Consider the following 14,201-nt stretch of genomic DNA (forward strand, 5'->3'; position numbering starts at 1 on the left):
TTTAAAGAACGAACTAGTCAAAGACTAGAAATCAACATTCACCATCACAACGATGGAATGCTCATTTCTAAGCTTTATACCGACAGAAGCAGTAGTGGTGGAGCCAAACGGGATCGAACCGTTGACCTCCTGCGTGCAAGGCAGGCGCTCTCCCAGCTGAGCTATGGCCCCGTATTTCTACAGGCGTTTCCCACACAAAATTGGTGGGTCTGGGCAGATTCGAACTGCCGACCTCACCCTTATCAGGGGTGCGCTCTAACCAACTGAGCTACAGACCCAATTTCGGGCTGCTTCTTTCGTCTTCTTCAATGAATCAAGCAATTCGTGTGGGAACTTATGGAGCAGCTGATGTCGTCGATTAAGGAGGTGATCCAGCCGCAGGTTCCCCTACGGCTACCTTGTTACGACTTCACCCCAGTCATGAATCACACCGTGGTAACCGTCCTCCCGAAGGTTAGACTAGCTACTTCTGGTGCAACCCACTCCCATGGTGTGACGGGCGGTGTGTACAAGGCCCGGGAACGTATTCACCGCGACATTCTGATTCGCGATTACTAGCGATTCCGACTTCACGCAGTCGAGTTGCAGACTGCGATCCGGACTACGATCGGTTTTGTGGGATTAGCTCCACCTCGCGGCTTGGCAACCCTCTGTACCGACCATTGTAGCACGTGTGTAGCCCAGGCCGTAAGGGCCATGATGACTTGACGTCATCCCCACCTTCCTCCGGTTTGTCACCGGCAGTCTCCTTAGAGTGCCCACCATGACGTGCTGGTAACTAAGGACAAGGGTTGCGCTCGTTACGGGACTTAACCCAACATCTCACGACACGAGCTGACGACAGCCATGCAGCACCTGTCTCAATGTTCCCGAAGGCACCAATCTATCTCTAGAAAGTTCATTGGATGTCAAGGCCTGGTAAGGTTCTTCGCGTTGCTTCGAATTAAACCACATGCTCCACCGCTTGTGCGGGCCCCCGTCAATTCATTTGAGTTTTAACCTTGCGGCCGTACTCCCCAGGCGGTCAACTTAATGCGTTAGCTGCGCCACTAAGAGCTCAAGGCTCCCAACGGCTAGTTGACATCGTTTACGGCGTGGACTACCAGGGTATCTAATCCTGTTTGCTCCCCACGCTTTCGCACCTCAGTGTCAGTGTTGGTCCAGGTGGTCGCCTTCGCCACTGGTGTTCCTTCCTATATCTACGCATTTCACCGCTACACAGGAAATTCCACCACCCTCTACCACACTCTAGTCAGTCAGTTTTGAATGCAGTTCCCAGGTTGAGCCCGGGGATTTCACATCCAACTTAACAAACCACCTACGCGCGCTTTACGCCCAGTAATTCCGATTAACGCTTGCACCCTCTGTATTACCGCGGCTGCTGGCACAGAGTTAGCCGGTGCTTATTCTGTCGGTAACGTCAAAACAATCACGTATTAGGTAACTGCCCTTCCTCCCAACTTAAAGTGCTTTACAATCCGAAGACCTTCTTCACACACGCGGCATGGCTGGATCAGGCTTTCGCCCATTGTCCAATATTCCCCACTGCTGCCTCCCGTAGGAGTCTGGACCGTGTCTCAGTTCCAGTGTGACTGATCATCCTCTCAGACCAGTTACGGATCGTCGCCTTGGTGAGCCATTACCTCACCAACTAGCTAATCCGACCTAGGCTCATCTGATAGCGCAAGGCCCGAAGGTCCCCTGCTTTCTCCCGTAGGACGTATGCGGTATTAGCGTCCGTTTCCGAACGTTATCCCCCACTACCAGGCAGATTCCTAGGCATTACTCACCCGTCCGCCGCTCTCAAGAGAAGCAAGCTTCTCTCTACCGCTCGACTTGCATGTGTTAGGCCTGCCGCCAGCGTTCAATCTGAGCCATGATCAAACTCTTCAGTTCAAACATCTTTGGGTTTTTAAGAAACCCTAAACTTGGCTCAGCAATCGTTGGTTACATCTTTGATTTCTCGCGGAGTAACTTGTGATGCTGATAATCTTGTTGACTATCAGTCTGACTCCACAAGCACCCACACGAATTGCTTGATTCAGTTGTTAAAGAGCGGTTGGTTAAGATCTTTCGTCTCAACCGAGGCGCGCATTCTACAGCAGCCTCATTTGCTGTCAAGTGGTTATTTTCAGAAGTTTTCGAAGATTTCTTCAACAACTTCAACCACTTGCGCTTGCGATCTCTCGTAAGCGGGAGGCGAATTCTACAGTTTTCGACAGGGGCGTCAAGCGCTTAAATCATAAACCCTGGAAATTCTTTCTGACCTACCTGCCTCTCTATATAGAAGGGAACAAAAGCACAGCGGGAGTCGATTACGATCCGACTGCTCACTCCTTTTCGGGCTGATGAAGACAGGCAATAGGAGTGGCGACTTTTGAGATCGACGAATGCAAAGGAGGGGAACTGCGAATGAATGGTGTCCCAGGGCCGGTTCGAACGGCCAACCTTCCCCTTAGGAGGGGGATGCTCTATCCAATTGAGCTACTGGGACTAATCGCAATCGGCAAGCCTAGGCTCAACGACGGACGGCGTGCATGTTAACGGGCAAGGTCGTTTTTGTCATGTCATCCCTTGGCTTTTTGTTCGTAGGCCAATCCTTGCAAGCACAGGATGGTCAGCCCAATAAACAAAGGCCCTCTTCGCCACCGTGCAAATTGCACTGCCGCAAAATGCCATCATTGCAAATTGCACTGAGCTACGCCTTCTGAAGCCATGCAACCTATTGATTTTAGTGCTTTAATCAGTTGGCACGCGCCCTGCAATGCATCTCCTATAACCAAGTTGGCCAAGGCATACGGAGAAGAAGACCATGAACAGCGCCCTACTACTCGCCCTCAACACAGTGGCACTGGCCGCGCTGGCCGCTTTTCATTTCGCGCCCGCCAATTCGCAGGATCCGGCCCAGATCACCCAGACCGTACCGCACCACCTGCAGCAACAGCAACGCCCACAGCTGGCGGTGATGACTGCCGCGTCCCAATCCCCTATACGCTTGACCCAAGACGCCCAAGCCACCCCAACGTCCGAACACTGGGTTTTCTGAGAGCATTACTCATGTCAAAACCTGCATGGCTATTTCTGTGCCTGACGCTCGCAACGGCCTTTCTAGGCTCAAATAGCGATATGGCAGACAGCCGCCTCCTGGCGTTCATTGCCAGCGGAGTGTTCGGCAGCCTGCTGATACTGACGCTCGCCGTCGGCCGGCGGATAAAATTCGATCCCGTGCTGCGCTAGGCGCCCCTCCCCTACCTTATGTCGCTTCGCGCTAGTAAATCGGCAAACTGCCACTACCCTTACCGGTGAGGGCAAAAGGCCATGCTACATAGGGCGCGCGCTCTTCAACTCGAATTCGGATAAGGCTTGCGTGAAGATCAGGAATGCCTGATCCCCACACAAAAACTTTTCCAACCAGTCCGCAAAAATGCAAATCAGTGCTGGCATAAAGCCTTTAGGCGGTTCAATATTTGTCACAGAATTGACGCCAAGGAAATGTCAAATCTGAGGCATGATGCGGCCTCTTTGCAATTCGGGTTGAACTTTGGTCGTGAGTCTTGTCTTAACACTCATCTTGCGGCCAATTCCAAAAACCGCTCCCCTGAACTAACCGGTTAAATATATGCGCCCATTGAAACAGGCAATTTATTCCAGCCGTACGGCTGACAAGTTCGTCGTACGTCTGCCAGACGGAATGCGTGAACGCATTGCCGAGGTGGCTCGCAATCATCATCGCAGCATGAACTCCGAAATCATCGCTCGCCTGGAACAGAGCCTTATTCAGGAAGGTGCCTTGGGTGAAGAGTTGAGCATGCGCCTGGACAGCCCAGAGCTGTCACTGCATGAACGCGAACTGCTGCAGCGTTTTCGTCAGCTTTCCCACCGCCAGCAAAATGCTCTCGTCTCGCTGATCGCGCACGATGTAGAGGCGGCCGCAGAAGCCAATTGATTTGCACCTGAAAGCCGAAGCCAGCCATGTGCTGGCTTTTTTTTGCGTGGGATTTGAGTAAGGAAGCAAAGCGAGGGCAGATTTGCCCTCGCAGGAAAGGTCAGAGCAGGAAGATCGTAGCCAGACCCAGGAAGATGAAGAAGCCACCACTGTCAGTCATGGCCGTAATCATCACGCTGGCGCCCATTGCAGGGTCGCGCCCCAAACGCGCCAACGTCATAGGGATCAAAACCCCCATCAAGGCAGCCAGCAGCAAATTGAGGGTCATGGCGGCGGTCATCACCACACCCAACGACCAGCTGCCATATAGCAAGTAAGCCACCACCCCTATTACGCCGCCCCACACCAGGCCATTGATGAGGCCTACGGCCAATTCCTTGCGCAGCAAACGCGAAGAGTTGGCGGTACTGACCTGGTCCAGTGCCATGGCGCGCACGATCATGGTGATGGTCTGGTTCCCGGAATTACCGCCGATGCCAGCCACAATCGGCATCAACGCCGCCAGGGCCACCAGCTTTTCGATGGAGCCCTCGAACAGCCCGATTACGCGGGATGCGATAAACGCGGTGATCAGGTTGACGGCCAGCCAGGCCCAGCGGTTATGCAACGAACGCCAGACCGACGCAAAAATATCTTCCTCTTCACGCAAACCTGCCATGTTGAGGACTTCGGTTTCACTCTCTTCGCGAATCAGGTCGACGATTTCATCAATCGTCAGTCGACCGATCAGCTTGCCATTCTTGTCGACCACCGGGGCCGAGATCAAGTCATAACGCTCAAAAGCCTGGGCCGCGTCGTAGGCGTCTTCATCCGGATGAAAGCTCACGGTATCGCTGGCCATCAGGTCAGCCACTTTCTTGTCCGGATCATTGACCAGCAGGCGCTTGATGGGCAATACGCCCTTGAGGATGCCTTCGTAGTCGACCACAAACAGCTTGTCGGTATGGCCTGGCAACTCTTTGAGACGGCGCAGGTAACGCAGCACCACCTCCAGGCTGACATCTTCGCGGATGGTGACCATTTCGAAGTCCATCAGCGCGCCGACCTGGTCCTCATCGTAAGACAGGGCTGAACGCACACGCTCACGCTGCTGGGTATCCAACGCCTCCATCAGCTCATGGACAACATCACGCGGCAATTCAGGCGCCAAGTCGGCCAGTTCGTCCGCATCCATTTCCTTGGCCGCCGCCAGGAGTTCGTGATCGTCCATGTCGGCGATCAGCGTTTCACGGACCGAATCGGATACTTCGAGGAGAATGTCGCCGTCGCGATCAGCCTTGACCAACTGCCAAAGTGTCAGTCGATCATCCAGCGGCAGGGCTTCGAGAATATAAGCAACGTCGGCAGAGTGCAGGTCATCGAGCTTACGTTGCAACTCGACGAGATTTTGCCGGTGAACCAGGTTTTCGACGCGGTCGTGGTGCGGACCTTCCTGGCGGTGCGTGAGGTCTTCGACCACGCGCTGGCGCTGCAGCAGCTCGATAACTTGAGCCAGACGATCCTGCAGGCTTTCCTGTGTTTTCTTTACTTCTACTTCGGTCATAGGCGAACTCCACTCCCAGCAGCGGAGCGCGCCGGAAGGATCAATCAGTCAATTCATGATTGGTAAAGCGGGGTACTGAGTAACTACTGGGTAAGTCCATGGAGGCATTCCACAAGCCCCGGCGGGGCTGACCGGCGCATGATACACCGCTCGGCCGCTTTTAACGTCAAAAAACTGGAAAGAACAAGCGCTTGCAAGCCAAAGCTGAGTATTGGCTGCATCTATGAACTGCGACGACGAAGCCGCACGGGAAAACACATGGGAAACAGCGAAAGGCGCACGCCAGGATAAAACCTACACAAACCCCAGACGGCAAAAAGCCCGCACTAGGCGGGCTTTTTGTTTGTATGGTGCACTCGACAGGATTCGAACCTGTGACCGCTCGGTTCGTAGCCGAGTACTCTATCCAGCTGAGCTACGAGTGCAAAGTGTGTTTTTAGACCAGATCACAACTGGTTGAAGCAAAGCTACCTGCATTGCTGCAACTAACTCTTAAATGGTGCACTCGACAGGATTCGAACCTGTGACCGCTCGGTTCGTAGCCGAGTACTCTATCCAGCTGAGCTACGAGTGCATTTGTTGCCGCGCATTATAGGCCGTTCAATCTCTATGTAAAGCTATTTTTTCGAGTATTTTCAACAACTTACCGAAAAAACCAGATTGCAACGTACTAAGCAAATAATGGCGGAGAACGGGGGATTCGAACCCCCGACACCCTTTTGAGGTGTACTCCCTTAGCAGGGGAGCGCCTTCGGCCACTCGGCCAGCTCTCCGCAACACGGGGCGTATATTAACCACGTTCTTCCCCGTTTGCAAACATAAAAAACGATAAAAATTAAAGGCTTGGTTCTTCGTCCTTCTCTTTCTTGATCCGCAGGTAGATTTCCTCGCGGTGGACCGCTACCTCTTTCGGAGCGTTAACCCCAATACGCACTTGATTGCCTTTGACGCCGAGCACGGTCACGGTGATTTCGCCATCACCGATAATCAGGCTTTCTGCGCAACGACGAGTCAGAATCAACATACCTTTCACCTCACGCAATTCATTTCAGGGACAACAGTCTGCAAAAAAAAGGCATTCGACCTACAACCGAAAGGCCGTAGCCCTACCACCTAAGTATTGTCGAGCCCACGCAAAAGAACATGCGCCCAACAAAAAAATGAAAGGCGCGGTAAACCGCGCCTTCCTGGCATCGCATCACTCGCCCGGTCGGGCCGGAGCGTCCAGCTCAAAAGCGGTATGCAGCGCGCGCACAGCCAGTTCCAGGTACTTCTCTTCAATCACTACCGAGACTTTGATTTCCGAGGTGGAGATCATCTGGATGTTGATGCTTTCCTTGGCCAGGGCCTCGAACATGCGACTGGCAACACCTGCATGGGAGCGCATGCCCACCCCCACGATCGATACCTTGGCGATCTTGGTATCGCCGATCACTTCACGGGCCCCGATCTCGCTCGCCGTGTTCTGCAGAATACGCTCGGCCGCATCGTACTCGTTGCGGTGCACAGTGAAGGTGAAATCGGTGGTGTTATCGTGCGAAACGTTCTGCACGATCATGTCGACTTCGATGTTCGCGCCGCTGATAGGGCCGAGGATCTTGAAGGCCACACCCGGGGTGTCTGGCACGCCACGGATCGTCAGCTTGGCTTCATCGCGGTTGAAAGCGATGCCGGAAATGATCGGCTGTTCCATGGATTCCTCTTCATCAATAGTAATGAGGGTGCCCGGACCCTCTTTGAAGCTGTGCAATACGCGCAGCGGAACGTTGTACTTGCCGGCGAACTCCACCGCGCGGATCTGCAGCACCTTGGAACCGAGGCTGGCCATTTCCAGCATCTCTTCAAAAGTGATCTTGTCCAGGCGCTGGGCCACGGACACGACGCGCGGGTCGGTGGTGTAGACGCCATCCACATCGGTATAGATCTGGCATTCATCAGCCTTGAGAGCTGCTGCCAGCGCCACGCCAGTGGTGTCCGAACCGCCACGACCGAGGGTGGTGATGTTGCCCTGCTCGTCCACACCCTGGAAACCGGCTACCACTACCACGCGACCAGCCTTCAGATCAGCACGGATCTTCTGATCATCGATCTGCAGGATGCGCGCCTTGGTATGTGCGCTGTCGGTCAGGATGCGCACCTGACTGCCAGTGTAGGACACCGCTGGCACACCACGCTTGTTCAGGGCCATGGCCAGCAGCGCAATAGTCACCTGTTCACCGGTGGACACAATCACATCCAGCTCACGCGGGAGCGGTTGTTGATCACCGCTGATGGCCTTGGCCAGGTCGATCAGGCGATTGGTCTCGCCGCTCATGGCCGACAGCACCACCACCAGGTCGTCGCCGGCATCACGGAACTTTTTAACCTTGTCGGCGACCTGCTCGATTCTTTCGACAGAACCGACCGAGGTGCCTCCGAATTTCTGTACGATCAAAGCCATTTCTAAGCCGCCTCAGCCCGTAAAGGGGCGCCCAATAAACGAATCATCCAGCAACCGAGCGAGCCCACGACTAGACCATGGGCTCATTAACAGCGCCTTAAATACCTGCCTCGACAAACGGCACGGTCAAGGCCAGGGCCGCGTCCAGCGCGCCGGCGTCTACACCACCGCCTTGCGCCATGTCCGGACGACCACCGCCCTTGCCGCCCACTGCCGCAGCAGCTTGCTTCATCAAATCACCGGCTTTGAGTTGGCCAGTCAGGTCCTTGGTTACACCGGCAACCAGAACGACCTTATCCTCATGGACACTGCCGAGCAGGATCACTGCGCGGCCGAGCTTGTTCTTCAACTGATCGACCAGGGCCAGCAACGCCTTGCCGTCCTGACCGTCCAGGCGCGCCGCCAGGACTTTTACGTCCTTGACGTCAATCGCCGAGGACGACAGATCGTCACCCGCGGCACTGGCTGCCTTGGCTTGCAACTGCTCCAGCTGTTTCTCCAGCGCACGGTTGCGCTCAAGCACGGCGGACAGCTTGTCGATCAGGTTGTCACGGCTGCCCTTGACCAGGCCGGCCGCTTCCTTGAGTTGTTCTTCGGCTGCATTGAGATAGGCCAGCGCCGCGGCACCGGTCACCGCCTCGATACGGCGTACGCCGGAGGCCACACCGCCTTCGCTGATGATTTTCAACAGGCCGATGTCGCCGGTACGGTTGGCGTGGATACCCCCACACAGTTCCACCGAGAAGCTGCCGCCCATGCTCAGTACGCGCACTTCGTCGCCATACTTCTCGCCAAACAGCGCCATGGCGCCCTTGTTACGGGCGGTTTCGATATCCGTTTCCTCGGTTTCAACCGGGGTGTTCTTGCGAATTTCAGCGTTGACGATGTCTTCCAGCGCCTTGATCTGCTCAGGCTTGATCGCTTCAAAATGGCTGAAGTCGAAACGCAGGCGCTGACTGTCGACCAACGAGCCCTTCTGCTGGACATGCTCGCCGAGTACCTGACGCAACGCAGCGTGCAGCAAGTGAGTGGCCGAATGGTTCAGCGCGGTTGCATGCCGTACATCGGCATCAACTTGAGTGTCGACTGGCGCACCGACGACCAGATTGCCGAGCACCAGCACACCGTGGTGCAGGAAAGCGCCACCGGTCTTGGTGGTGTCGCGCACGTCGAACCGGCCAGACGTCGAACTGAGGAAACCACAGTCACCGATCTGGCCACCGGACTCGGCGTAGAACGGGGTCTGGTCCAGGACAACCACCGCTTCATCGCCCTCGTTCAGCACATCGACGGACTTGCCGTCCTTATAAATGGCCACGATCCTGGCCGAGCCGGCAGTGGCCTTGTAGCCGATGAACTCGGTGGGCACATCAACCTTGACCAGGGTGTTGTAGTCCAGGCCAAACGAACTGGCGGAACGCGCACGTACGCGCTGGGCCTCCATTTCGCGTTCGAAGCCGGCTTCATCGATGGTCAGCTCACGCTCACGGGCGATGTCGGCGGTCAGGTCCATCGGGAAGCCATAGGTGTCGTAGAGCTTGAACACCACATCACCCGGCACCACGCTACCTTTGAGATCCGCCAGGTCCTGCTCGAGAATTTTCAGGCCGTGCTCCAGGGTCTTGGAGAATTGCTCTTCTTCGGCCTTGAGTACGCGCTCGATGTTGGCTTGTTGCTGCTTCAGTTCCGGGAAGGCGTCGCCCATCTCGGCAACCAGCGCCGCCACGATCTTGTAGAAGAAGCTGCCGGTAGCGCCCAGCTTGTTGCCGTGACGGCAGGCGCGACGGATGATGCGGCGCAGCACATAGCCACGGCCCTCATTGGACGGCAGCACGCCATCAGCAATCAGGAAACCGCAGGAACGGATGTGGTCCGACACCACCTTGAGCGAAGACTGGCCTTCGTTGGCGCAGCCAATGGCCGCCGCCGACGCACTCAGCAGGTTGGTGAACAGGTCGATTTCATAGTTCGAATGCACGTGCTGCATGACCGCACTGATGCGCTCCAGGCCCATGCCGGTGTCCACCGAAGGCGCCGGCAACGGGTGCAACACACCATCAGCGGTGCGGTTGAACTGCATGAACACGTTGTTCCAGATTTCGATGTAGCGGTCGCCGTCTTCATCCGGCGAACCCGGCGGGCCGCCCCAGATGTCGGCGCCGTGATCGTAGAAAATCTCGGTGCAGGGGCCGCACGGGCCGGTGTCGCCCATGGTCCAGAAGTTATCGGAAGCGTACGGCGCACCTTTGTTGTCGCCAATGCGGATCATGCGCTCGGCGGGTACGCCGATTTGCTGGGTCCAGATGTCATAGGCTTCGTCGTCCGTCGCGTAAACAGTCACCCAGAGCTTTTCCTTGGGCAGCTTCAGCACGCCGGTCAGGAAGGTCCAGGCGAAGGTGATCGCATCTTTTTTGAAATAATCGCCAAAGCTGAAGTTACCCAGCATTTCGAAGAAGGTGTGGTGACGCGCGGTATAACCCACGTTTTCCAGGTCGCTGTTCTTGCCACCGGCGCGGACGCACTTCTGACTGCTGGTAGCGCGGGTGTAGGCGCGCTTTTCCTGGCCCAGGAAACAGTCCTTGAACTGGTTCATCCCCGCGTTAGTGAACAGCAGGGTGGGGTCGTTGCCTGGGATCAAGGAGCTTGAGGCTACACGGGTGTGGCCTTGCTCTTCGAAGAAGCGAAGGAAGGCTTCACGGATTTCTGCGCTTTTCATTAGGTTCTTCCACGGAGGCTGCGGCCAAAGGCCAGTGCGCAACATCATTAGACGAAGCGACGGCAAAGGGCCGCATTATATCGGCCCTTTGCCGGTGGTACAGCGTGTTTATGTGATAGAAACAGTCAATTAGACGGTCTGCGCTGTCATTTCTGCGAAAAGGCGACGAATGCCTGCACCACTTGCTCGATCTGCGCCCGGCTCACATCCAGATGCGTGACCATGCGCAGGCGCGGCGCGGCGCTCAACTTGATCCCATGCTCAGCGGCAAACGCCTTCAGAGCCTGTGCCCGATCACCGACCTGCACATACACCATGTTGGTCTGTACCGGCTCCACCGTATAACCCGCCTCGCGCAACTGGGCTCCCAGCCACTGAGCGTTGGCGTGGTCATCGGCCAGGCGCTGCACCTGATGATCCAAGGCATACAGGCCTGCCGCCGCCAGTGAGCCGGCCTGGCGCATGCCGCCGCCGACCATCTTGCGCAGGCGTCGCGCCTTGGCGATCAATGCCGTGGAACCGCACAGCACCGAACCGACCGGCGCACCGAGGCCCTTGGACAGGCACACCGACACCGAGTCGAAATGCTGGGCAATCTCGCGCGCGTCCACCCCAAGCTTGACCGCAGCGTTGTAGAGCCGCGCGCCATCAAGATGCAGCGCCAGGCCGTGCTCACGGGTAAACGCCCGCGCCCTGGCCAGATACTCGAGCGGCAGCACCTTGCCTTGCATGGTGTTTTCCAGCGCCAGCAAACGCGTGCGGGCGAAGTGGAAGTCATCCGGCTTGATCGCCGCCAGTACCTGGTCAAGGTCCAGGGAACCGTCGGGCTGCACTTCCAGCGGCTGTGGCTGGATAGAGCCGAGCACGGCCGCCCCGCCGCCCTCGTATTTATAGGTGTGGGCCTGTTGCCCGACGATGTATTCCTCGCCGCGCTCGCAGTGGGCCATCAACGCCAGCAGGTTGCTCATGGTGCCGGTGGGCACGAACAGCGCGGCCGCAAAGCCCAAACGCTTAGCGAGCTCGGCCTCCAGTTTGTTGACGCTGGGGTCTTCGCCGTAGACGTCATCACCACTGACGGCGCTGGCCATCGCGTCGAGCATACCGGGGGTGGGTTGGGTCACGGTGTCGCTGCGCAGGTCGATCACAGACATGAAACAGGCCTCTAACGGGTGATGTAGGTTGGTTTTATGAACGATTACTGCGGGCGACGCCAGGTAATATCAAGCCCCACGTTCCTTCAATCGAATATCCACCAAACAAACCGATATAGCCTATCGATACAGCAACCGTGCAGTTTTTGAAAAACCATGATAAAAACTCTCCGCCGCCAGGGTTCTGGTGGCAACGTTCTCAGGGCGGGGTGTAATTCCCCACCGGCGGTAATTGCACGCAATGTGCATAGCCCGCGAGCGCTTGGCGCCTCGAACTGCTCAGGCAGGACGGCGACAAGGTCAGCAGACCCGGTGTGATCCCGGGGCCGACGGTCATAGTCCGGATGAAGAGAGAACGGGATTGGCACCTAAGGGTCACCGCCTGCTCGCGCATGCGTCCCCTTAAATCCCATTCGATTCATAACGCCCTGTTTTTTTCTTAAACAGGAGTCAGAACATGCAACCCACCGCAATCGACAGCAAAAGCAAAAACCACCACGGCGAGCGCGTCGCGTTTATCCAGGCCTGCTGGCACAAGGATATTGTCGACCAGTCGCGCAAAGGCTTCCTCGCCGAAATGATCGCCCAGGGCTATCAGGAATCGGATATCGATTTCTTCGAAGTCGGCGGCGCCTTTGAAATGCCCCTGCACGCCAAGTTGCTGGCCAAGACCGGCCGTTACGCCGGTATCGTCGCCGCCGCGCTGGTGGTGGATGGCGGGATCTACCGTCACGAATTCGTCGCGCAATCGGTGGTCAGCGGCCTGATGCAGGTGCAGCTGGAAACCGAAGTGCCGGTGTTCTCGGTGTCCCTGACCCCACACCACTTCCACGGCGGTAGCGAACACACCACCTTCTTCTACGAGCACTTCGTGCACAAAGGCCAGGAAGCGGCACGTACTTGCGCCGACACCCTGCACAAGGTCCGCGCGATCCGTCGTAGCGAGCCACGTGCGGTAGCGGTCTAAGCAGCGCTGAAAACCCATGTGGGAGGGGGCTTGCCCCCGATGGCAGTGGGTCAGCTACAGATGAGCTGGCTGATACACCGCTATCGGGGGCAAGCCCCCTCCCACATTGGCATCTATGCCAGGCCAGCATCCGTGGTCGGCACGATCAATATCCCAGCGCGCAGACCATTCTTGACCTTCGGGTTGGGGAAGATGATGCGCGCGCCCTCCTCCTCGATCACCCAGCGGGTCTTGGCAACGTCTTCGGCCAGCAGATAGCCTTTTTCCAGCTCGGAAAAGTTTTCCACGTCTGCCGGCAGGTGCATCAGGAAGGCGTCGCTATGCTTGATCACTTCCCGCGCAACGGCGAACAGCTGCATGCCGTCGAGGCTATCAGTCTGGGGCTCGGTGCCTTCGATGATCTGCTTGAGGCGGGTTTCCAGACGCGACACATCCACGCCCTGGTTCTGCCCGAACGGCCGCGCCTTGCCCAGTTCCAGAGTGAAGGCTTCAGCCTCCAACTGCTCGTAGGTAAATGCGGTAAAGGTGACCGACGTCTTGTTTTGCAACAGCACCGCTTCCATCCCGGCGGCGCGCAGGCGCTCCAGCTCACGGCGTGAATGCTGACGCCCGTCTTTCCAGGGGTACAGCGCGAACTGCTCGATCTTCGAGCCGCGGATGGCCGTGTGCAGGTCGTAATGCAGGCGCGAACGGCCAGGCTGGCTGAAAAAGCTGCGGGCCAACTGTTCAAGCTCGGCGGCGCGCATGGCTTCGGGGCCGATGTTGCTTTCATGACGGCCGTTGAACAGCCGGTTGACGTCCAGTTCCAGGTAACGCTCGCCGCGACGCATGGCCTCGGGGTTGCCGAACAGGAACAGAATACGGGTGCGGGGTTTGATCTCCCCACGGGCGATGCCATGCAGCAGGCGGTCGAGCAATTCGATCGGCGCGGTTTCGTTGCCATGGATGCCGGACGACAGCAGCAGGTCGCTGCCATTGTCCCGAGCTTCAGGAGGACGCACCTCAAGCGCGCCTTCACTGAGCCAGCGCATCTGCACGCCGTCGACAGTCAGTTGAATTTTTTGCGCCGGTTCGCGACCGGCGAGGGTCAGTTCAAGCAGTTTGCCGAGGGCGAGCATAAGCAGCTTCCTTAGTGGTTGCAGCCTGGGCCATGAACGTGATCGTCGTCGTCACCTTCAACGTCGGCCGGTTCCATTTCCAGTTGCAGGCTCATCAGGTTGGTCGCCAATGGGCGCATCAGCAGGTTGGCGTACTCGGCGTCGCCCTCTTCCACATCCACGCCAATCAACAGCTGGCCGCGGCCGTCATGCTGAATCCAGATCTCCTTGCCCTGCCAGACCACGGCAACGCGGGTGCAGGACGTTTCCAGCTGGGTACCGTCGGTGTCTTCAAGGATCAGCTTCAGGGTGTCGGTCATAAATAAAATATCTCAGCCGTA

Annotated in this window: 11 protein-coding genes, 6 tRNA genes, 1 rRNA gene and 1 riboswitch; of the genes, 4 read left to right on the forward strand and 14 right to left on the reverse strand. The window is 57.0% G+C overall.

The window, feature by feature from the left end:
• Positions 1-95: 95 nt before the first annotated feature.
• The 4 genes from C4J94_RS20660 to C4J94_RS20675 form a co-directional block, all read right to left on the reverse strand.
• Positions 96-171 (reverse strand) — tRNA-Ala (locus C4J94_RS20660).
• A 30-nt stretch (positions 172-201) separates the two neighbouring features.
• Positions 202-278, reverse strand: a tRNA-Ile gene (locus C4J94_RS20665).
• Positions 279-359: 81 nt separating this feature from the next.
• Positions 360-1,896: ribosomal RNA gene (locus C4J94_RS20670) — 16S ribosomal RNA — on the reverse strand.
• A 521-nt stretch (positions 1,897-2,417) separates the two neighbouring features.
• Positions 2,418-2,494, reverse strand: a tRNA-Arg gene (locus C4J94_RS20675).
• Positions 2,495-2,812: 318 nt separating this feature from the next.
• Here C4J94_RS20675 and C4J94_RS20680 point away from each other — a divergent pair.
• The 3 genes from C4J94_RS20680 to C4J94_RS20695 all read left to right on the forward strand — a co-directional run bounded on the left by C4J94_RS20680 (position 2,813) and on the right by C4J94_RS20695 (position 3,946).
• Positions 2,813-3,046, forward strand: a complete 234-nt coding sequence (locus C4J94_RS20680; protein ID WP_124387837.1) for a hypothetical protein — start codon at positions 2,813-2,815, stop codon at positions 3,044-3,046.
• 11 nt (positions 3,047-3,057) lie between these two features.
• The gene (locus tag C4J94_RS20685) at positions 3,058-3,237 is read left to right on the forward strand and encodes a PA3371 family protein (protein ID WP_124387838.1); all 180 of its coding nucleotides are present in this window, start codon (positions 3,058-3,060) and stop codon (positions 3,235-3,237) included.
• Between the two features lie 382 nt (positions 3,238-3,619).
• Positions 3,620-3,946 carry an Arc family DNA-binding protein gene (locus C4J94_RS20695; RefSeq protein WP_003193592.1) on the forward strand — a complete coding sequence of 109 codons (327 nt, stop codon included), beginning with the start codon at positions 3,620-3,622 and terminating at the stop codon, positions 3,944-3,946.
• Between the two features lie 100 nt (positions 3,947-4,046).
• Here C4J94_RS20695 and mgtE read toward each other — a convergent pair whose 3' ends face one another.
• From mgtE to ltaE, 8 genes are all read right to left on the reverse strand, one after another.
• The gene (gene mgtE, locus C4J94_RS20700; protein WP_124387839.1) at positions 4,047-5,489 is read right to left on the reverse strand and encodes a magnesium transporter; all 1,443 of its coding nucleotides are present in this window, start codon (positions 5,487-5,489) and stop codon (positions 4,047-4,049) included.
• Positions 5,490-5,837: 348 nt separating this feature from the next.
• Positions 5,838-5,914, reverse strand: a tRNA-Arg gene (locus C4J94_RS20705).
• A gap of 72 nt (positions 5,915-5,986) precedes the next feature.
• Positions 5,987-6,063, reverse strand: a tRNA-Arg gene (locus tag C4J94_RS20710).
• A 108-nt stretch (positions 6,064-6,171) separates the two neighbouring features.
• A tRNA-Ser gene (locus tag C4J94_RS20715) sits at positions 6,172-6,262 on the reverse strand.
• Positions 6,263-6,324: 62 nt separating this feature from the next.
• The gene (gene csrA / locus C4J94_RS20720; RefSeq protein WP_003175645.1) at positions 6,325-6,513 is read right to left on the reverse strand and encodes a carbon storage regulator CsrA; all 189 of its coding nucleotides are present in this window, start codon (positions 6,511-6,513) and stop codon (positions 6,325-6,327) included.
• Between the two features lie 174 nt (positions 6,514-6,687).
• On the reverse strand, positions 6,688-7,929 hold the full coding sequence (locus C4J94_RS20725; RefSeq protein WP_124387840.1) for an aspartate kinase: 1,242 nt from the start codon (positions 7,927-7,929) through the stop codon (positions 6,688-6,690).
• A 97-nt stretch (positions 7,930-8,026) separates the two neighbouring features.
• Positions 8,027-10,645 carry an alanine--tRNA ligase gene (alaS, locus tag C4J94_RS20730; protein ID WP_124387841.1) on the reverse strand — a complete coding sequence of 873 codons (2,619 nt, stop codon included), beginning with the start codon at positions 10,643-10,645 and terminating at the stop codon, positions 8,027-8,029.
• A 146-nt stretch (positions 10,646-10,791) separates the two neighbouring features.
• The gene (gene ltaE / locus C4J94_RS20735) at positions 10,792-11,796 is read right to left on the reverse strand and encodes a low-specificity L-threonine aldolase (protein ID WP_124387842.1); all 1,005 of its coding nucleotides are present in this window, start codon (positions 11,794-11,796) and stop codon (positions 10,792-10,794) included.
• A gap of 191 nt (positions 11,797-11,987) precedes the next feature.
• A riboswitch (FMN riboswitch) is annotated at positions 11,988-12,157 on the forward strand.
• A 96-nt stretch (positions 12,158-12,253) separates the two neighbouring features.
• Here ltaE and C4J94_RS20740 point away from each other — a divergent pair.
• Positions 12,254-12,763: a 6,7-dimethyl-8-ribityllumazine synthase gene (locus tag C4J94_RS20740; protein WP_057723717.1), complete on the forward strand. Its 510-nt coding sequence runs from the start codon at positions 12,254-12,256 to the stop codon at positions 12,761-12,763.
• 113 nt (positions 12,764-12,876) lie between these two features.
• Here the strand turns inward: C4J94_RS20740 and astE are convergent, their stop codons facing one another.
• On the reverse strand, positions 12,877-13,881 hold the full coding sequence (gene astE / locus C4J94_RS20745) for a succinylglutamate desuccinylase (RefSeq protein ID WP_124387843.1): 1,005 nt from the start codon (positions 13,879-13,881) through the stop codon (positions 12,877-12,879).
• 11 nt (positions 13,882-13,892) lie between these two features.
• Complete coding sequence (locus C4J94_RS20750; protein WP_003175651.1) at positions 13,893-14,180, reverse strand: hypothetical protein; 288 nt, start codon at positions 14,178-14,180, stop codon at positions 13,893-13,895.
• Between the last annotated feature and the right edge of the window lie 21 nt (positions 14,181-14,201).

Source organism: Pseudomonas sp. R5-89-07 (assembly GCF_003851685.1).
Lineage (GTDB): Bacteria > Pseudomonadota > Gammaproteobacteria > Pseudomonadales > Pseudomonadaceae > Aquipseudomonas.